20 protein-coding genes and 1 tRNA gene are annotated in these 17345 nt (G+C 61.0%); 19 read left to right on the top strand and 2 right to left on the bottom strand.

Annotation, left to right across the window (positions count from 1 at the left end):
• Positions 1–32: 32 nt before the first annotated feature.
• Positions 33–1322 (top strand): branched-chain amino acid ABC transporter substrate-binding protein, encoded by a 1290-nt coding sequence (locus tag AC07PT_RS22635; protein WP_492348090.1) that lies wholly within the window; start codon positions 33–35, stop codon positions 1320–1322.
• A 9-nt stretch (positions 1323–1331) separates the two neighbouring features.
• On the opposite strand, the gene AC07PT_RS22630 is transcribed toward AC07PT_RS22635, so the two are convergent.
• A complete protein-coding gene (locus AC07PT_RS22630) occupies positions 1332–1571 on the bottom strand; it encodes a hypothetical protein (protein WP_494658197.1) in 240 nt (79 codons plus the stop codon).
• Positions 1572–1666: 95 nt separating this feature from the next.
• On the opposite strand from AC07PT_RS22630, the gene AC07PT_RS22625 reads away from it, so the two are divergent.
• Positions 1667–2836 carry a pyridoxal phosphate-dependent aminotransferase gene (locus tag AC07PT_RS22625; protein ID WP_494658196.1) on the top strand — a complete coding sequence of 390 codons (1170 nt, stop codon included), beginning with the start codon at positions 1667–1669 and terminating at the stop codon, positions 2834–2836.
• A gap of 83 nt (positions 2837–2919) precedes the next feature.
• Entirely contained in the window at positions 2920–3186 is a 267-nt protein-coding gene (gene rpsO, locus AC07PT_RS22620) for a 30S ribosomal protein S15 (protein ID WP_019577581.1), read from the top strand.
• A 41-nt stretch (positions 3187–3227) separates the two neighbouring features.
• On the opposite strand, the gene AC07PT_RS22615 is transcribed toward rpsO, so the two are convergent.
• Positions 3228–3422 carry a hypothetical protein gene (locus tag AC07PT_RS22615; RefSeq protein ID WP_494658195.1) on the bottom strand — a complete coding sequence of 65 codons (195 nt, stop codon included), beginning with the start codon at positions 3420–3422 and terminating at the stop codon, positions 3228–3230.
• On the opposite strand from AC07PT_RS22615, the gene pnp reads away from it, so the two are divergent.
• From pnp to nuoK, 16 genes are all read left to right on the top strand, one after another.
• On the top strand, positions 3421–5559 hold the full coding sequence (pnp, locus tag AC07PT_RS22610; RefSeq protein ID WP_494658194.1) for a polyribonucleotide nucleotidyltransferase: 2139 nt from the start codon (positions 3421–3423) through the stop codon (positions 5557–5559). The genes AC07PT_RS22615 and pnp overlap by 2 nt on opposite strands.
• Positions 5560–5619: 60 nt before the next feature.
• The gene (locus AC07PT_RS22605; RefSeq protein ID WP_494658193.1) at positions 5620–6606 is read left to right on the top strand and encodes an NAD(P)H-quinone oxidoreductase; all 987 of its coding nucleotides are present in this window, start codon (positions 5620–5622) and stop codon (positions 6604–6606) included.
• 4 nt (positions 6607–6610) lie between these two features.
• On the top strand, positions 6611–7360 hold the full coding sequence (gene tpiA, locus AC07PT_RS22600; RefSeq protein ID WP_492348096.1) for a triose-phosphate isomerase: 750 nt from the start codon (positions 6611–6613) through the stop codon (positions 7358–7360).
• A gap of 19 nt (positions 7361–7379) precedes the next feature.
• On the top strand, positions 7380–7742 hold the full coding sequence (secG, locus tag AC07PT_RS22595) for a preprotein translocase subunit SecG (RefSeq protein WP_492348097.1): 363 nt from the start codon (positions 7380–7382) through the stop codon (positions 7740–7742).
• Positions 7743–7857: 115 nt separating this feature from the next.
• Positions 7858–7942: transfer RNA gene (locus AC07PT_RS22590), tRNA-Leu, on the top strand.
• A gap of 55 nt (positions 7943–7997) precedes the next feature.
• The gene (locus tag AC07PT_RS22585) at positions 7998–8357 is read left to right on the top strand and encodes an NADH-quinone oxidoreductase subunit A (protein ID WP_019577576.1); all 360 of its coding nucleotides are present in this window, start codon (positions 7998–8000) and stop codon (positions 8355–8357) included.
• Positions 8358–8384: 27 nt separating this feature from the next.
• Positions 8385–8864 (top strand): NuoB/complex I 20 kDa subunit family protein, encoded by a 480-nt coding sequence (locus AC07PT_RS22580; protein WP_019577575.1) that lies wholly within the window; start codon positions 8385–8387, stop codon positions 8862–8864.
• A gap of 9 nt (positions 8865–8873) precedes the next feature.
• Positions 8874–9482: an NADH-quinone oxidoreductase subunit C gene (locus tag AC07PT_RS22575; RefSeq protein ID WP_494658192.1), complete on the top strand. Its 609-nt coding sequence runs from the start codon at positions 8874–8876 to the stop codon at positions 9480–9482.
• 25 nt (positions 9483–9507) lie between these two features.
• A complete protein-coding gene (locus AC07PT_RS22570) occupies positions 9508–10761 on the top strand; it encodes an NADH-quinone oxidoreductase subunit D (RefSeq protein ID WP_492348099.1) in 1254 nt (417 codons plus the stop codon).
• Positions 10758–11246: an NADH-quinone oxidoreductase subunit NuoE gene (gene nuoE, locus AC07PT_RS22565; RefSeq protein WP_492348100.1), complete on the top strand. Its 489-nt coding sequence runs from the start codon at positions 10758–10760 to the stop codon at positions 11244–11246. The genes AC07PT_RS22570 and nuoE overlap by 4 nt, the downstream gene beginning before the upstream one ends.
• Positions 11246–12601: an NADH-quinone oxidoreductase subunit NuoF gene (gene nuoF, locus AC07PT_RS22560; protein ID WP_494658191.1), complete on the top strand. Its 1356-nt coding sequence runs from the start codon at positions 11246–11248 to the stop codon at positions 12599–12601. Before nuoE ends, nuoF begins: the two co-directional genes overlap by 1 nt.
• A gap of 14 nt (positions 12602–12615) precedes the next feature.
• Positions 12616–14745, top strand: coding sequence for an NADH-quinone oxidoreductase subunit NuoG (gene nuoG, locus AC07PT_RS22555; protein ID WP_494658190.1), 2130 nt, complete (start codon positions 12616–12618; stop codon positions 14743–14745).
• On the top strand, positions 14742–15824 hold the full coding sequence (gene nuoH, locus AC07PT_RS22550) for an NADH-quinone oxidoreductase subunit NuoH (RefSeq protein WP_492348103.1): 1083 nt from the start codon (positions 14742–14744) through the stop codon (positions 15822–15824). The genes nuoG and nuoH overlap by 4 nt, the downstream gene beginning before the upstream one ends.
• A gap of 12 nt (positions 15825–15836) precedes the next feature.
• The gene (nuoI, locus tag AC07PT_RS22545) at positions 15837–16346 is read left to right on the top strand and encodes an NADH-quinone oxidoreductase subunit NuoI (protein WP_494658189.1); all 510 of its coding nucleotides are present in this window, start codon (positions 15837–15839) and stop codon (positions 16344–16346) included.
• Between the two features lie 37 nt (positions 16347–16383).
• Positions 16384–17040, top strand: coding sequence for an NADH-quinone oxidoreductase subunit J (locus AC07PT_RS22540; RefSeq protein WP_492348104.1), 657 nt, complete (start codon positions 16384–16386; stop codon positions 17038–17040).
• Positions 17037–17345 carry an NADH-quinone oxidoreductase subunit NuoK gene (gene nuoK, locus AC07PT_RS22535; RefSeq protein WP_019577566.1) on the top strand — a complete coding sequence of 103 codons (309 nt, stop codon included), beginning with the start codon at positions 17037–17039 and terminating at the stop codon, positions 17343–17345. Before AC07PT_RS22540 ends, nuoK begins: the two co-directional genes overlap by 4 nt.

Below are 17345 nucleotides of genomic sequence, written 5' to 3'. Positions count from 1 at the left end.
ATCCAGCGGCTTTTTTTCAAGGATTTTTCTTCATGGAATATCTGCGCAGGTCCCTCTTGAAAAGGGCTTTGTCGACGTTATCTGTCGCGGCTTTGCCGTGGGTGTCGGCGCAGGCAGCCGGTGCGTCCGGCCCGATCCGGGTGGCGCTGATCGAAGGTCTGAGCGGTCCGTTCGCCAATGCGGGTGAGGCGGTTTATCGCAATGTCCTGTGGGCGGTGGAGCGCGTCAATGCGCGGGGTGGGGTGCGCCTGAGCGCTGCTGCGGGCGGGCCGCGCCCCTTGCAACTGGACCGCTACGACAGCAAAGGCCAGAACGAAGAGGCCTTGTCGGCCTTGCGCTCGGCCATTGATGACGGGGCCCGGGTGGTGCTGCAGGGCAATTCTTCGGCCACGGCGGCGGTGTTGCTGGATGCCATCAACAAGCACAACGAGCGGGATCCGGCACGACGGGTGCTGTTCCTGAACTACTCGGCCGTGGATCCGACCCTGACCAACGAGCGTTGCAGTTACTGGCATTTCCGCTTTGATGCTCATGCCGACATGCGCATGGCAGCCTTGATGGAGGTGATCCGGGAGGACCGCTCGGTCAAGAGCGTCTACCTGATCGGGCAGGACTACAGCTTTGGGCAGGCCGTGCTCAAGGAGGCGCGTCGTCAACTGGGTGAGCAACGCCCGGATGTGCAGGTGGCGGGCGAAGAACTGCATCCCATGGGGCGGGTGAAAGACTTCGCACCTTACGCGGTCAAGATCAAGGCCAGCGGTGCGCAAGCGGTGATCACCGGCAACTGGGGCAATGACTTGACTCTGTTGATCAAGGCTGCACGCGAGGTGGGCTACGAGGGGCGCTTTTTCACCTATTACGGCAATGCGCTGGGGGCGCCGGCGGCCATCGGGGATGCCGGCCTGGGCCGGGTGGTGGCGGTGGCGGACTGGCTGCCCAACGTGCCGGGCGCCCAGAGCGAGGCCTTCTACCAGGCCTTCCGGCAGCGCTTTCCCAAACCGGCGGATGACTATGTGCACATGCGCATGCAACTGATGATCGAGGCCCTGGCCCAGGCCATCGAGAAGGCCGGTTCGACCGAGGCTGCGGCTGTGGCTGCGAAGCTGGAGGGCAGCAGCGTGTCTTTGCATGGGCAGTCGGGCACGATGCGAGCCAGCGACCATCAGTTCCAGCAGGGCCTGGTGGTGGGCGTGATGGACAAGCAGGGGCAGCCTGGGGTTCGGTTTGACGTCGAAGGCTCGGGTTATGGCTTCAAGGTGATCCGTCAGATCCCGGCCAGCAAGGCGGAGATGGCGACCACCTGTCGCATGCAGCGCCCCTGAGCCGGCGACTCACTGGGCGTAACCCAGACAGGCGCCGGCATTCGCCCGGCCCCGGCATTCGCGGCTGAGGCGACGGTCTCGGTCGGCGCGGCTTTCTTCGGAGCCAGAGGGCGCAGCAGGTTTGCTGCGCCCTTGGCTTTTCCGGGATTTGGCCGAGGCTCGGGATGCGGCCAAGACGGGTGGCGCGGTGCTGCCGAGCAGGGCGCTCAGCCCGAGCAGGGTTTGGCGGCGGGTGAGGGCGGTGGGCATCAGGGGCTCCGATTGAAGGGGGCAGGGCCGGGCGGCTCCGCTACCATGCGACTCTTGTTCAATCGCGTTGCGACGTGCAACTACAGGACCCCCGAATGCGACCCGCCATCCTCCAGCTTGAAGAATCGAAAATCCGTGAAGTGGCCAATGCCGGCATGGGCCGGTCCGATGTGTTGGCCTTCTGGTTTGGTGAGAGTGACGAGATCACGCCTGAAGCCGTGCGGCAGGCGGCCATCGATTCGATTGCCCAGGGTGAGACTTTTTACGCCCACAACCTGGGTCTGCCCGAGTTGCGCCAGGCCTTGGCGGACTACACCACCGGCCTGCACCGGCCGGTGGGGCCTGAGCGCATTGCGGTCACGTCGGGTGGGGTGAATGCCTTGATGCTGGCGATCCAGGCCTTGGTGGAGCCCGGCGACGAGGTTCTGGCCGTGACCCCGGTCTGGCCGAATCTGCTGGCCCAGCCCGCCATCATGGGGGGCGTGGTGAAAACCGTCTCGCTCAAGCCGGTGGTGCAAGGGGCTGAGCAAGGGGCCTGGCGCCTTGATCTGCCGGAGTTGCTGGCGGAGATCACGCCGGCTACACGGCTGCTGATCGTGAATGCGCCCAACAACCCCACGGGCTGGACCCTGAGTGCCGAGGAGCAGTCGCAGATCCTGGCACATTGCCGACGCACCGGAACCTGGATCCTGGCCGACGAGGTGTATGAACGCCTGTATTACGAGCCTTCGAGCAAGGGCTGTGCGCCCAGCTTCCTTGACCTGGCCGAGCCAGAGGATCGCCTGGTGGTGGTGCACAGCTTTTCCAAGAGCTTTCTGATGACCGGCTGGCGCCTGGGTTGGTTGGTCATGCCGCCTTCGATGCTGGCCTCCATGGGCAAGCTGATCGAGTTCAACACCTCGTGCGCATCGGTGTTCACCCAGCGTGCAGGCTTGGCCGCCTTGCGCGAGCGCGGCAGCATCACGCCGCGCGTGGTGGCCCACCTGAAAGCCTGCCGGGATCGCCTGGTGCCGCAGTTGCAGGTGCTGCCGGGGGTGCAGGTGGCCTCGGCCAGCGGAGGCATGTATGCGTTCTTCCGCCTGCAGGGTCATGACGATTCGTTGGCGGTGGCCAAGCGACTGGTGGCCGAGGCCGGATTGGGCCTGGCGCCGGGCAGTGCTTTCGGGCAGGAGGCCGATGGCTGGCTGCGCTGGTGTTTTGCCTCGCGCGACCTGAATCGCCTGGACGAAGGTGTGATTCGCCTGCGGCGCTGGCTCGGGCTATAATTTCAAGGCTTTGCGTTTTGCAAGGCAGCACGCTGGCCGCATTTCCGGCAGTCAGCGCAAGTCAAATATTCAAAGGAACCAAAATGATCGCATCCGAAATCAAGGCCGAAGTTGTCAAGGCCAATGCACGCAGCGCCAATGACACGGGTAGCCCAGAAGTTCAGGTCGCCATCCTGACCGCCCGCATCAACGAACTGACCCCTCACTTCAAGACCCATGCCAAGGATCACCACGGTCGCCGTGGTCTGCTGCGCATGGTGAGCCGCCGTCGCAAGCTGCTCGACTACCTGAAGGGCAAGGACGCTGACCGTTACACCGCACTGATCGCCAAGCTGGGTCTGCGCAAGTAATTCGAGCGACGAATGCTGGACGCCTGAGTTAGTTCACTAGCTCAGGCGTTTGTTTTTTGTTTTTCCACAGCTGAAAGCAGGGATGCGCGCTGTGTCATTCCAAAAGAATCGGCCGATGAGGCTGCCGGTTCTTCTGGAATGGCATCGTGTTCCGGGTTTTCAACTGTCCCTTGCCACCCGGGGTGGGTGGCGATGAGGCTGGCCCTCGGGTTGGCCAAGCAGCAGGAGCTGAACATGAGCATTTTCAACAAAGTCACCAAGACCTTCCAATGGGGTCAGCACACCGTCACCCTGGAGACGGGTGAAATCGCCCGCCAAGCCACTGGCGCCGTGCTGGTGAACATCGACGACACCGTGGTGCTGGCCACCGTGGTGGCTTCCAAGGGCGCCAAGCCGGGTCAGGACTTCTTCCCGCTGACCGTTGATTACATCGAGAAGGCCTACGCCGCCGGCAAGATCCCGGGCAGCTTCTTCAAGCGCGAAGCCAAGCCCAGCGAACTCGAAACCCTGACCAGCCGCCTGATCGATCGCCCGATCCGCCCGCTGTTCCCCGAAGGTTTCTTCAATGAAGTGCACGTGGTGATCCACACCGTGTCGCTGAACCCCGAAGTCGACGCCGACATCGCCGCCCTGATCGGCACCTCGGCCGCCCTGGCTGTGTCGGGCATCCCCTTCAACGGCCCGATCGGTGCCGCCCGCGTGGGTTACATCAACGGCGAGTACGTGCTGAACCCGGGTCAGACCCAGCGCAAGAGCAGCCAACTGGATCTGGTGGTTGCAGGCACTGAATCGGCCGTGCTGATGGTCGAATCCGAAGCGCAACAGCTGTCTGAAGACATCATGCTGGGCGCCGTGGTGTTCGGTCATGAACAAGGCGCCATCGCCATCAACGCCATCCATGAACTGGTGCGCGAAGCCGGCAAGGCGGTCTGGCAATGGGAAGCTCCGGCCAAGGACGAGCCGCTGATCGCCAAGGTCAATGCCCTGGCTGAAGAAGCCCTGCGCGCCGCCTACCAGATCCGCAACAAGCAAGCCCGCACCCAAGCCTGCCGCGAAGCCTATGCCGCCGTGATGGCTGGCCTGAAGGCCGAGGGCGTGGAGTTCGACAGCGTCAAGGTCGAAGGCCTGCTGTTCGAGATCGAAGCCCGCATCGTGCGTGGTCAGATCCTGGCCGGTGAGCCCCGCATCGACGGCCGCGACACCCGCACCGTGCGCCCGATCGAGATCCGCAACTCGGTGCTGCCCCGTACCCACGGTTCGGCCCTGTTCACGCGTGGTGAAACCCAGGCGCTGGTGGTGGCCACGCTGGGTACCGAGCGCGATGCGCAGCGCATCGATGCCCTGGCTGGCGAATACGAAGACCGCTTCATGCTGCACTACAACATGCCTCCCTTTGCCACCGGCGAAGTGGGCCGCATGGGCAGCACCAAGCGCCGCGAAATCGGCCATGGCCGTCTGGCCAAGCGTGCTCTGGTGGCGGTTCTGCCGACCAAGGAAGAGTTTCCGTACACCATGCGTGTCGTGTCTGAAATCACCGAATCGAACGGCTCGTCGTCGATGGCTTCGGTCTGCGGCGGCTGTCTGTCGCTGATGGACGCCGGTGTGCCGATGAAGGCCCACGTGGCCGGCATCGCCATGGGTCTGATCAAGGACGCCAACCGTTTTGCTGTGCTGACCGACATCCTGGGCGATGAAGATCACCTGGGTGACATGGACTTCAAGGTGGCCGGTACCACCAACGGCATCACTGCCTTGCAGATGGACATCAAGATCCAGGGCATCACCAAGGAAATCATGCAGGTGGCGCTGGCTCAGGCCAAGGAAGCCCGTCTGCACATCCTGGGCAAGATGCAAGAGGCGATGGGTGAAGCCAAGACTGAAGTGTCCAACTTCGCTCCCAAGCTGTTCACCATGAAGATCAACCCCGAGAAGATCCGTGACGTGATCGGCAAGGGCGGCGCCACCATCCGTGCGCTGACCGAAGAAACCGGCACCCAGATCAACATCGAGGAAGATGGCACGATCACCATCGCTGCCACCGACGGCGCCAAGGCGGATGAAGCCAAGCGTCGCATCGAGCAGATCACGGCCGAGGTCGAGATCGGCAAGATCTACGAAGGCCCGGTCACCAAGATCCTGGACTTCGGCGCCCTGATCAACCTGCTGCCTGGCAAGGATGGTCTGCTGCACATCAGCCAGATCGCTCACCAGCGCGTTGAAAAGGTCACCGACTTCCTGTCTGAAGGTCAGATCGTGCGTGTCAAGGTTCTGGAAACCGACGACAAGGGCCGCGTCAAGCTGTCCATGAAGGCCTTGGCCGATCGTCCGATGCATGGCGAAGCTGCTCCCCAGCAGCAACAACAGCAACAGTAATTCCGGTTGAGAGGGCTGCCTGCCGGCTGGGCTGGTGGGTGGTCTTCGGTGAGAGGTCTCATGAAAGCCATTGAAATCACCACCTACGGTGCTCCCGAGGTGTTGCAGCCTGCAGAACGTCCCGAGCCTGTTGCGGGCGAGGGTGAGTTGTTGATCCGCGTTGCGGCCAGCGGGATCAATCGTCCTGATGTGCTGCAGCGCACCGGCAACTACCCCGTGCCACCTGGGGCTTCGGATATTCCGGGCCTGGAGGTGGCAGGTGTGGTGGTGGCCGGCGATTCGGTGGCCATGGCCGAGGCCGGTTTGCGCATCGGCGATGCCGTGTGCGCACTGGTGGCCGGCGGGGGGTACGCTGAGTTGTGCGTGGCGCCTGTGGGTCAGTGCTTGCCGGTGCCGCAAGGTTGGACTGCTGTTGAGGCGGCCTCCTTGCCTGAGACCTTTTTCACCGTCTGGAGCAATGTCTTTGATCGTGGCCGCTTGCAGGCGGGTGAGACCCTGTTGATCCAGGGGGGAACCAGTGGCATCGGGGTCACGGCCATCCAGTTGGCCAAGGCCCGCGGGGCTCGGGTCATCGTGACTGCTGGCAGTGACGACAAATGTGCGGCCTGCCTGAAACTGGGGGCCGACCATGCGATCAACTACAAGACCCAGGACTTCGTGCAGGTCTGCAAGGAACTCACGAATGGCCGGGGCGTGGATGTGGTCCTTGACATGGTGGCCGGAAGCTATGTGGCCCGAGAAGTCGAGGCCCTGGCGGAGGATGGTCGGATTGTGATCATTGCCGTGCAAGGTGGTGTCAAGGCCGAGTTCAATGCCGGCATGGTGCTGCGCAAGCGTTTGACGATCACGGGTTCAACCTTGCGTCCTCGTCCGGTGGCGTTTAAGGCGGCCATTGCCCGCTCCTTGCGGGAGCAGGTCTGGCCGGCATTGGCGCGTCGGGATATTGCCCCCATCATTTTTGCTACGTTCCCTGCTGAACAGGCGGCCCAGGCGCATGCGCTGATGGAGTCTGGTCAGCATGTCGGAAAAATTGTTTTGACCTGGTGAGTTCATGAAAAAGAAGCTGATTGCCGGCAACTGGAAAATGAATGGCAGCCTGGCTGCCAACGATGCCTTGGTTCGTGCTGTGGCGGCCGGTGTGGCTGATGCAGCAGCCGAGGTGGCGGTTTGTGTGCCGGCGCCCTATCTGGCGCAGGTGGCTGCCTTGCGTGGTCCGGTTGCTCTTGGGGCTCAAGACCTGTCGGCGCATGAGTCGGGTGCTTACACGGGCGAAGTGTCGGCTGGCATGCTGCGCGATCTGGGGGTGCACTACGTGATCGTGGGGCATTCCGAGCGTCGCCAATACCATGCCGAGAGTGACGATCTGGTGGCGCGCAAGGCTCAGCGCGCGCTGGCGGCAGGCCTGGTGCCCATTGTCTGTGTCGGTGAGACCCTGGAGCAGCGTGAGGCGGGGCAGACCGAGCTGGTCGTCAAGCGTCAGTTGGCTGCGGTGATCCACCTCAATGGCCACTGCATCAGCGAGATCGTCGTGGCTTATGAGCCGGTCTGGGCCATTGGCACGGGCCGGACGGCGACGCCTGAGCAGGCCCAGGCGGTGCATGCCGTTTTGCGGGCGCAGCTTCAGGCGGCCACGCCCCGTGCTGATCGTGTCAAGCTGTTGTATGGCGGCAGCATGAATGCGGCCAATGCGGCCGAGCTGTTGGCCCAGCCGGATATCGACGGCGGCCTGATCGGTGGAGCGTCGCTGAAGGCGCCCGATTTCCTGACCATTGTGGCTGCCGCATCTGCGTTGGCTGTTTGATTTTTTATCTGGAGTTTTTATGAACATCATCACCACCATCATCCTGGCGGTACAGATGCTGGCGGCCCTGGGCATGATCGGTCTGATCCTGATTCAGCACGGCAAGGGCGCGGACATGGGGGCGGCTTTTGGCAGCGGTGGTTCGGGCAGTCTGTTCGGTGCCAGTGGCAGCGCCAACTTCCTGTCGCGCACGACGGCCGTACTGGCGGCGGTCTTTTTTGTCTGCACCCTGGCACTGGCCTATTTTGGCAACCTGCGTCCGGCAGCCAGCTCGGGCAGCGTGCTCGAAGGTGCTGCGGTCGTGACGCCTGCGGCTCCTGCAGCCGTGCCTGCGGCTCCTGCCGAGCCGGCCAAGGGTGCTGCTGCAATTCCGACCAAGTGAGCTCTTGATTTTCTGCCCGGCAACCCCAGAGGGGTGGGTTTTTCCGGGTAGAATTGACGTCTGTTCGGAAAGCCAAAACCGCAAGGTCCTCATGCCATCCGAGCAGCAACATCCCGCCGTCGTGGTGAAATTGGTAGACACGCTATCTTGAGGGGGTAGTGGCGAAAGCTGTGCGAGTTCGAGTCTCGCCGACGGCACCAAAATAAAGACCCTTCCGGCACTCGCTGGAAGGGTCGCGGTGATGAAATCCTCCAGATGAACCTTGATCAATACCTCCCCGTTCTCTTGTTCATTCTGGTTGGTCTAGGCGTAGGGGTCATCCCTCAGGCGCTGGGCTACCTGCTTGGCCCCAATCGGCCCGATCCGGCCAAAAATTCCCCTTACGAGTGTGGTTTCGAAGCGTTTGAAGACGCGCGCATGAAGTTTGACGTGCGTTACTACCTCGTGGCCATTCTCTTCATTCTCTTTGACCTCGAAATTGCCTTCCTCGTCCCTTGGGCTGTGTCTTTGACCGACACCGGCTCGGGTGGCTTCTGGACCGGGGTGGTGTTCCTCATCGATCTGCTCGTGGGCTTCATCTACGCGTGGAAAAAAGGCGCGCTGGATTGGGAATGAGCGAAAGCATCAACAAGGACGCATGCAATGATTGAAGGTGTCATGAAAGAGGGCTTTGTCACCACCAGCTACGACGCGGTGGTGAACTGGGCAAAGACGGGGTCCTTGTGGCCCATGACCTTCGGGTTGGCCTGCTGCGCGGTCGAGATGATGCACGCAGCGGCTGCGCGTTACGACATTGGCCGCTTCGGCGCTGAGGTGTTTCGCGCCAGCCCGCGTCAAAGCGATTTGATGATCGTGGCGGGTACGCTTTGCAACAAGATGGCACCGGCTCTGCGCAAGGTGTATGACCAGATGAGCGAGCCGCGCTGGGTGCTCTCCATGGGCTCCTGTGCCAACGGTGGTGGCTACTACCACTACAGCTACTCCGTGGTGCGCGGTTGCGATCGCATCGTGCCGGTGGACGTCTATGTGCCTGGCTGCCCCCCGACGGCAGAGGCCCTGATCTACGGGATCATGCAGCTGCAACAGAAAATCCGTCGTACCAACACGATCGCCCGGGTCTGAGATAGCGCCATGACACAGATTGCAATCCAGGCGGAAGCCCTGAAAGACGTGATTGTTGCCGCCCTGGGCGACAAGATCAAAACAGCTGTCATTGCGTTGGATGAGGTCACCATCGAGGTGGCTGCGGCTGATTACCTGGCCGCCATGCAGATTCTGCGGGATGCGCCCACTTGCCGTTTTGAGCAATTGGTCGACCTGTGCGGCGTGGACTATTCCACCTATGGCGAAGGCGCCTGGGACGGTTTGCGTTATGGCGTCGTCAGTCACCTGTTGTCCGTCAGCCTGAACCAGCGCGTGCGGGTGCGGGTGTTCTGCCCGGACGACGACGCGCCGCTGGTGGCCTCTGTCGCCGATATCTGGAACTCTGCCAACTGGTACGAACGCGAGGCCTTTGACCTGTACGGCATCGTCTTTGAAGGTCATAACGACTTGCGCCGCATCCTGACAGACTATGGTTTCATCGGCCATCCTTTCCGCAAGGATTTCCCGATTTCGGGCCACGTCGAGATGCGTTATGACGCCGAGCGTCGTCGCGTGGTGTACGAACCGGTCACCATCGAGCCGCGGGAAATCACGCCCCGCATCATTCGTGAAGACAAGTATGGAGGCCTGCACTGAGGCGCTCCGCCTTGTGTGATGCATCATGGCTGAAATCAAAAATTACACTCTGAACTTCGGGCCTCAACACCCGGCAGCCCACGGCGTTTTGCGTCTGGTGCTGGAGTTGGATGGCGAAGTCGTCCAACGTGCTGATCCTCACATCGGTCTGTTGCACCGTGCCACTGAAAAGCTGGCAGAGCACAAGACCTTCATCCAGTCGTTGCCCTACATGGACCGGCTGGATTACGTGTCGATGATGAGCAATGAGCACGCTTACTGCCTGGCCATCGAAAAGCTGCTGGGTCTGGAAGTGCCTGTTCGCGCTCAGTACATCCGTGTGATGTTCTCCGAGATCACCCGCCTGCTGAATCACCTGATGTGGCTGGGTTCGCACGGCAACGACATCGGTAGCTCGACGATCCTGATCTACACCTTCCGCGAGCGTGAGGATCTGTTTGACATGTATGAAGCCGTGTCGGGCGCACGCATGCATGCGGCGTACTTTCGTCCGGGCGGTGTTTACCGCGATCTGCCGGACTCCATGCCGCAGTACAAGGTCAGCAAGATCAAGAACGCCAAGGCCTTGGCCGAGCTCAATCAGAACCGCCAGGGTTCGATGCTCGACTTCATTGAAGATTTCACGCGTCGTTTTCCGAAGTGCGTGGACGAATATGAAAACCTGCTGACCGAAAACCGCATCTGGAAGCAGCGTACCGTCGGTATCGGTGTCGTCGAGCCCGAACGTGCCTTGAATCTCGGCATGACGGGCCCGATGCTGCGTGGCTCGGGCTTTGCCTGGGATCTGCGCAAGACCCAGCCTTACGATGTCTATGACCGTGTCGACTTCGACATCCCGGTGGGTAAGACCGGCGACAGCTACGACCGGTATCTTGTGCGTGTCGCTGAAATGCGCGAGTCCAACAAGATCATCAAGCAATGTGTGGATTGGCTGCGTGCCAACCCTGGCCCGGTGATCACGGACAACCACAAGGTGGCACCGCCGGCCCGTGAAGCCATGAAGTCGAGCATGGAAGAGTTGATCCACCACTTCAAGCTCTTCACCGAAGGCTTCCACGTGCCCGAAGGCGAGGCCTACGCTGCCGTCGAGCACCCCAAGGGTGAATTCGGTATTTATCTGGTGAGCGATGGTGCCAACAAGCCCTATCGACTCAAGATCCGCGCCCCGGGTTTTGCCCATCTGGCAACCCTGGACGAAATGGCCCGCGGCCACATGCTGGCGGATGCGGTGGCCATCATTGGCACCATGGACATTGTGTTTGGAGAGATTGATCGATGATCTCTGATTCGACCAGGGCTCGTTTTGCCCGTGAAGTTGCCAAGTATCCCGCTGATCAAAAGCAGTCGGCCGTCATGGCCTGCCTGTCGATTGCTCAGCAAGAGCAGGGCTACGTGAGTGAAGACAGCGAAAAAGTCATCGCTGAGGTGCTGGGGATGCCCGTGATCGCGGTGCACGAAGTCACCACCTTCTACAACATGTACAACCAGCAGCCTGTGGGCAAGTACAAGCTCAATGTTTGTACCAATCTGCCGTGCCAACTGCGTGATGGTTACAAGGCTTTGCACCATCTGGAGCAAAAACTGGGCATCGCGATGGGTGAAACCACGCCGGACGGGTTGTTCACGCTTCAGCAATGCGAATGCCTGGGCGCTTGCGCCGATTCGCCGGTGATGCTGGTGAATGATCGCACCATGTGCAGTTTCATGAGCAACGACAAGCTCGATCAACTGGTGGACGGCCTGCGCGCTGCCGAGGTGAAGTGATGACCTCCGCTCAAAGCATTCTTTCCCAGTTTCAGGCTTCCGGTGTTGAGACCTGCTTCCATGACCGTCACATCGGGCCGCAGATCTACGCTGGCCTGAACGGCAGCAACTGGAGCATCAAGGACTACGAAGCCCGCGGCGGCTACCAGGCTCTGCGCAAGATCCTGGCGCAGGACGGCGGCGAAGGCCTGACCCAGGACCAGGTGATTGCCACGGTCAAGGAATCCGGCTTGCGCGGTCGCGGTGGTGCGGGTTTCCCGACAGGCCTGAAGTGGAGCTTCATGCCGCGTCAGTTCCCGGGCCAGAAGTACCTCGTCTGCAATTCGGACGAAGGCGAGCCGGGCACGTGCAAAGACCGTGACATCCTGCAATTCAATCCGCACATCGTGATTGAAGGCATGATCATTGCCGCTTATGCCATGGGCATCTCGGTGGGTTACAACTACATTCACGGCGAGATTTTCCAGACCTACGAACGCTTTGAGGAAGCCCTCGAAGAAGCGCGTGCTGCGGGTTACCTCGGCAACAACATCATGGGCAGTGCATTCAGCTTCCAGCTGCATGCGGCTCACGGCTTTGGCGCTTACATCTGTGGCGAAGAAACCGCCTTGCTCGAGTCACTCGAAGGCAAGAAAGGGCAGCCTCGCTTCAAGCCGCCATTCCCGGCCAGCTTCGGTCTGTATGGCAAGCCCACCACGATCAACAACACCGAGACCTTTGCTGCGGTGCCCTGGATCATTCGCAATGGTGGCGCGGCCTACCTGGAATGCGGCAAGCCCAACAACGGTGGCACCAAGATCTTCTCGGTCAGCGGCGACGTCGAGCGCCCCGGCAATTACGAGATTCCGCTGGGCACGCCGTTCTCCAAGCTGCTTGAATTGGCCGGTGGCGTTCGCAAGGGCCGCCAGCTGAAGGCTGTGATCCCTGGTGGTTCTTCCTCGCCCGTGCTGCCCGCTTCCATCATCATGGAATGCACCATGGATTACGACTCGATTGCCAAGGCTGGCTCGATGCTGGGTTCTGGCGCCGTGATCGTGATGGATGATTCGCGCGACATGGTTGAGAGCCTGCTGCGACTGTCCTACTTCTATTCGCATGAATCCTGTGGCCAATGCACCCCTTGCCGCGAAGGCACGGGCTGGATGTGGCGCGTGATCGACCGAATCTGGCACGGTCAGGGTCGCGATGGTGATCTCGAATTGCTGAACTCGGTGGCTGACAACATTCAGGGGCGCACGATTTGCGCTTTGGGTGACGCCGCCGCCATGCCCGTGCGGGCCATGCTGAAGCACTTCAAGCCCGAATTCCAGGCATTGATTGAGCAAGCCAAGTCGTCAAAGACTGCGCACGCTTGATCGCGAGAGTACATATGGTTGAAATCGAACTCGACGGTCAAAAGGTAGAGGTCAATGAAGGCAGCATGGTCATGCATGCAGCTGAAAAGGCTGGCACCTACATTCCGCACTTTTGCTACCACAAGAAGCTGAGCATTGCGGCCAACTGCCGCATGTGCCTGGTGGATGTTGAAAAAGCCCCCAAGCCCATGCCTGCCTGCGCCACCCCGGTGACGCAGGGCATGATCGTCCGCACCAAGAGCGACAAGGCCATCAAGGCCCAGCAATCGGTGATGGAATTCCTGTTGATCAACCACCCGCTGGATTGCCCGATCTGCGATCAGGGCGGCGAGTGCCAGTTGCAGGATCTGGCCGTGGGCTATGGCGGTTCTTCCTCTCGCTACGAGGAAGAAAAGCGCGTGGTCTTCCACAAGGATGTTGGCCCGCTGATCTCGATGGAAGAGATGAGCCGCTGCATCCATTGCACCCGTTGCGTGCGTTTTGGCCAGGAAGTGGCCGGCGTCATGGAGCTGGGCATGATCAATCGGGGTGAGCATTCCGAGATCACCACCATTGCGGGCGACACGGTGGATTCCGAGCTGTCCGGCAACATGATCGACATCTGCCCCGTGGGTGCCTTGACCAGCAAGCCCTTCCGTTACAGCGCCCGGACCTGGGAGCTGTCGCGCCGCAAGAGCGTGAGCCCGCATGACTCTACCGGTGCCAACCTGATCGTTCAGGTCAAGAATCACCAGGTTCTGCGCGTCGTTCCGTTGGAGAACGATGCTGTCAACGAATGCTGGATTGCCGACCGCGACCGCTTCTCCTACGAATCCCTCAATGGCCCGGATCGCTTGACCCAGCCCATGTTGAAGCAGGGCGGCGAGTGGAAGACCGTTGACTGGCAGACCGCGCTTGAGTACGTGGCCAATGGTCTGAAGCAGATCGGCGCCAACCACGGTGCGTCCAGCATGGGCGCATTGGTGAGCCCGCACAGCACGGTGGAAGAGCTGTTCCTGGCTGCTCAGCTCGTGCGTGGCTTGGGCAGCGACAACATCGACTACCGCCTGCGCCAGGCCGAGTTCACTGCTCCCGAGGGCGCTCGCTGGCTGGGCACCTCGATTGCCTCGCTTTCCGAACTGCAACGTGTGCTGGTGGTCGGTTCGAACCTGCGCAAGGATCACCCGCTGTTTGCCCAACGCATCCGTCAGGCTGCCCGCAAGGGGGCTCAGGTCCATGCGTTGTACTCGGTCGAAGCTGACTGGGCGCTGCCTGTCGCTCAGTTCCAGGTGGCTCCGGCCTCCGAGTGGCTGAACACGCTGGCCAGCATTGCGACTGCTGTGGCCGCCGAAAAGGGTTTGGTGGCTCCTTGGGCCGCTGAAGTCACGCCGGCTGCGGCTGCCGTGGCCAAGTCTTTGCTGGGTGGCGATCGCAAGGCTGTGCTGCTGGGCAATGCCGCGGCTCACCATGCCAACGCATCCAGCCTGCTGGCCCTTGCCAACTGGATTGCCCGTGAGACCGGTGCCTCCGTCGGCTACCTCACTGAGGCTGCCAACACCGTCGGCGCGCAACTGGTCAAGGCCCAGCCTCTGGCTGGCGGCTTCAATGCCGCGCAGATGGCTCAGGGTGCCTTGAAAGCTGCCTTTTTGTTGAATGTCGAGCCCGGTGCTGACCTGGCGGGCGGTGAAGCCGCCGTTTCGGGTCTGAACAAGGCCGAAATGGTGGTCACGCTGAGCCCCTTCAAGACCAACCTCGACATCAGCGACGTGCTGCTGCCGATCGCCCCGTTCACCGAAACATCGGGCAGCTTTGTCAACGCTGAAGGGCGTCTGCAAAGCTTCCATGCCGTGGTCAAGCCTTTGGGTGAGACCCGTCCGGCCTGGAAGGTACTGCGGGTGCTGGGCAATATGCTTGGTCTGAACGGTTTTACGGATGAATCGTCGCAAGATGTTCTGGCGCGTGCCGCTCTGGTGCCTGCTGGCAGCCAGCAAGTGGCCAGTGCTCAACTGAGCAACGACACGGGCGTCGCCATCCGTGCCTCGGTGGCCGGTGAGTCGGTGCCGGTGACGGCTGCCATTTACCAGCTTGACGGTCTGGTGCGCCGCTCGCCGTCTCTGCAATTGACGGCCGATGCACGGTCGACCACGAACGAGGTGACCGCATGATCGACGCGCTGTACAACGCCGGACTGGGCTTGCTGCCCGCCAGCTGGTGGACTGCGGCCGCTTGGCCTGTGATCTGGGTTCTGCTCAAGATCGTGGCTGTGCTGGCCCCTCTGATGGGCGCCGTGGCTTACCTCACGCTGTGGGAGCGCAAGTTGCTGGGTTTCATCCAGGTTCGCTACGGTCCCAACCGAGTGGGTCCTGCCGGTCTGTTGCAACCCATCGCCGACGCGCTCAAGCTGCTGACCAAGGAATTGATCCGCCCTGATGCCGCCAGCAATGGCCTGTTCCGTCTGGGGCCGATCATGGCCATCATGCCGGCACTGGCTGCCTGGGTGGCCATCCCCTTCGGCCCCGAGGTGGCATTGACCAACCTGAACGCTGGCCTGTTGCTGGTGATGGCCATCACCTCGATCGAGGTCTATGGCGTGATCATCGCCGGCTGGGCTTCGAACTCGAAGTACGCCTTCCTGGGGGCACTGCGTGCCTCGGCCCAGATGGTGAGCTACGAAATTGCCATGGGTTTCTGTTTCCTGGTGGTTCTGATGGTGAGCGGCAGCATGAACCTGTCCGTCATCGTGGCAGGGCAGGCCAAGGGCATGGCCGCTGGCCTGGGGCTGAACTTCCTGTCCTGGAACTGGCTGCCGTTGCTGCCCATCTTCATGGTCTACCTGATCTCGGGCGTGGCAGAAACCAACCGTCACCCGTTCGACGTGGTGGAAGGCGAAGCTGAAATTGTGGCCGGTCACATGGTTGAATACTCGGGCATGGGCTTTGCTATCTTCTTCCTGGCCGAGTACGCCAGCATGTGGCTGGTGTCCATTCTGGCCGTGCTGATGTTCCTGGGGGGTTGGCTGTCGCCGATCGACCACGCCATTTTCAACGCCGTGCCGGGCTGGATCTGGCTGGGTGCCAAGACTTTCATCGTGGTGTCCATGTTCATCTGGATCCGCGCTACTTTCCCGCGCTTCCGCTATGACCAGATCATGCGTCTGGGCTGGAAGATCTTCATCCCGGTCACCCTGGTGTGGCTGCTCGTGGTGGGTTTCTGGATGCAGAGCCCCTGGAACATCTGGAACTGAGTGGGCAAGAACATGACAGTCGCTGCAGCTTCCCCTTTTTCGCTCACGGACTTCCTGAAGAGCTTCATGCTTTTCGAGTTGTTCAAGGGCATGGCCATGACGGGCCGCTACGCCTTCAAACGCAAGGTGACGGTTCAGTTTCCCGAGGAAAAGACCCCTCTCTCGCCCCGCTTCCGTGGCCTGCACGCCTTGCGCCGTTACGACAACGGCGAAGAGCGTTGCATCGCCTGCAAGCTGTGCGAAGCGGTCTGCCCGGCCATGGCCATCACCATCGAATCGGACATTCGTGCCGACGGTTCCCGTCGCACCACCCGCTACGACATCGATCTGACCAAATGCATCTTCTGCGGTTTTTGCGAAGAGAGTTGCCCGGTGGATTCGATCGTGGAAACGCATATTTTTGAGTACCACGGTGAAAAGCGGGGTGACCTGTACTTCACCAAAGACATGCTGTTGGCGGTGGGCGACCGTTACGAGAGCGATATTGCGGCTGCCAAGGCGGCAGACGCGAAATACCGTTGATCAGCTTCCTCGCCTGAACCCTGAAAAGATCTGATTCATGGACGCCAAGACTGGTTTCTTCTATCTCTTCTCGGTGGTGCTGCTTTTTGCAGCCTTCCGAGTGATCACAGCGCGCAACCCTGTGCACGCTGTCCTCTACCTCATGCTGGCCTTCTCTCAGGCCTCGGCCATCTGGCTGCTGCTCAAGGCCGAATTTCTGGCCATCGCCCTGGTGCTGGTCTACCTCGGTGCTGTGATGGTGCTTTTCTTGTTCGTTGTGATGATGCTCGATATCGATATCGACAGCATGCGCAAGGGATTCTGGAAGCATTTCCCGCTGGCCGCCTTGATGGGTGCTGTCGTCGCTCTGGAAATGGCCGGTGTGCTGCTGGGTGGGTTCCGCCTGACCGAAGAGCCTGCGACGGCCGCCATGGCGGAAGCCGCTGCCAAGGGCGTTCAGTACTCCAACGCCCAGGAAGTCGGCAAGCTGCTTTACACGCAATACGTCTACCCGATCGAAATTGCAGCCGTGATCCTGCTGGTCGCGATGATCACGGCGATTGCCTTGACCCTGCGCCAGCGCAAGGACAGCAAGTTCGTCGATGCCTCCGAACAGGTGCGCGTCAAGGCCCGTGATCGCATGCAACTGGTGAAGGTGGCTGTGACCCGCAAGGCTGAGCCGACCCCCGCCGCTGAACCGGAGAAAGCCAAATGACATTGACTCTTGGACATTTTCTTTCGATCGGTGCTGTGCTGTTCGCGCTGTCGGTGATCGGGATTTTTCTGAATCGCAAGAACTTGATCGTTCTGCTCATGGCCATCGAGTTGATGCTGCTGGCCGTCAACATGAACTTCGTCGCTTTCTCCCATTTCCTGGGCGATGTGCACGGTCAGGTGTTCGTGTTCTTCATCCTGACCGTGGCGGCCGCTGAGTCCGCCATCGGTCTGGCGATCCTGGTGCTTCTGTTCCGTAACAAGAACAGCATCAATGTCGATGAACTCAACACGCTCAAAGGCTAA

Source organism: Curvibacter sp. GW821-FHT09D12 (assembly GCF_059416245.1).
Note: the sequence above shows the minus strand (reverse complement) of the source record. Positions and strands in the feature narration are given on the sequence as shown.

Excerpts from the sequence above, each read along its gene's own strand:
- AC07PT_RS22635 (WP_492348090.1), top strand. The coding sequence starts at position 33 with ATGGAATATCTGCGCAGGTCCCTCTTGAAAAGGGCTTTGTCGACGTTA.
- AC07PT_RS22630 (WP_494658197.1), bottom strand. The coding sequence starts at position 1,571 with ATGCCCACCGCCCTCACCCGCCGCCAAACCCTGCTCGGGCTGAGCGCC.
- AC07PT_RS22625 (WP_494658196.1), top strand. The coding sequence starts at position 1,667 with ATGCGACCCGCCATCCTCCAGCTTGAAGAATCGAAAATCCGTGAAGTG.
- rpsO (WP_019577581.1), top strand. The coding sequence starts at position 2,920 with ATGATCGCATCCGAAATCAAGGCCGAAGTTGTCAAGGCCAATGCACGC.
- pnp (WP_494658194.1), top strand. The coding sequence starts at position 3,421 with ATGAGCATTTTCAACAAAGTCACCAAGACCTTCCAATGGGGTCAGCAC.
- AC07PT_RS22615 (WP_494658195.1), bottom strand. The coding sequence starts at position 3,422 with ATGTTCAGCTCCTGCTGCTTGGCCAACCCGAGGGCCAGCCTCATCGCC.
- AC07PT_RS22605 (WP_494658193.1), top strand. The coding sequence starts at position 5,620 with ATGAAAGCCATTGAAATCACCACCTACGGTGCTCCCGAGGTGTTGCAG.
- tpiA (WP_492348096.1), top strand. The coding sequence starts at position 6,611 with ATGAAAAAGAAGCTGATTGCCGGCAACTGGAAAATGAATGGCAGCCTG.
- secG (WP_492348097.1), top strand. The coding sequence starts at position 7,380 with ATGAACATCATCACCACCATCATCCTGGCGGTACAGATGCTGGCGGCC.
- AC07PT_RS22585 (WP_019577576.1), top strand. The coding sequence starts at position 7,998 with ATGAACCTTGATCAATACCTCCCCGTTCTCTTGTTCATTCTGGTTGGT.
- AC07PT_RS22580 (WP_019577575.1), top strand. The coding sequence starts at position 8,385 with ATGATTGAAGGTGTCATGAAAGAGGGCTTTGTCACCACCAGCTACGAC.
- AC07PT_RS22575 (WP_494658192.1), top strand. The coding sequence starts at position 8,874 with ATGACACAGATTGCAATCCAGGCGGAAGCCCTGAAAGACGTGATTGTT.
- AC07PT_RS22570 (WP_492348099.1), top strand. The coding sequence starts at position 9,508 with ATGGCTGAAATCAAAAATTACACTCTGAACTTCGGGCCTCAACACCCG.
- nuoE (WP_492348100.1), top strand. The coding sequence starts at position 10,758 with ATGATCTCTGATTCGACCAGGGCTCGTTTTGCCCGTGAAGTTGCCAAG.
- nuoF (WP_494658191.1), top strand. The coding sequence starts at position 11,246 with ATGACCTCCGCTCAAAGCATTCTTTCCCAGTTTCAGGCTTCCGGTGTT.
- nuoG (WP_494658190.1), top strand. The coding sequence starts at position 12,616 with ATGGTTGAAATCGAACTCGACGGTCAAAAGGTAGAGGTCAATGAAGGC.
- nuoH (WP_492348103.1), top strand. The coding sequence starts at position 14,742 with ATGATCGACGCGCTGTACAACGCCGGACTGGGCTTGCTGCCCGCCAGC.
- nuoI (WP_494658189.1), top strand. The coding sequence starts at position 15,837 with ATGACAGTCGCTGCAGCTTCCCCTTTTTCGCTCACGGACTTCCTGAAG.
- AC07PT_RS22540 (WP_492348104.1), top strand. The coding sequence starts at position 16,384 with ATGGACGCCAAGACTGGTTTCTTCTATCTCTTCTCGGTGGTGCTGCTT.
- nuoK (WP_019577566.1), top strand. The coding sequence starts at position 17,037 with ATGACATTGACTCTTGGACATTTTCTTTCGATCGGTGCTGTGCTGTTC.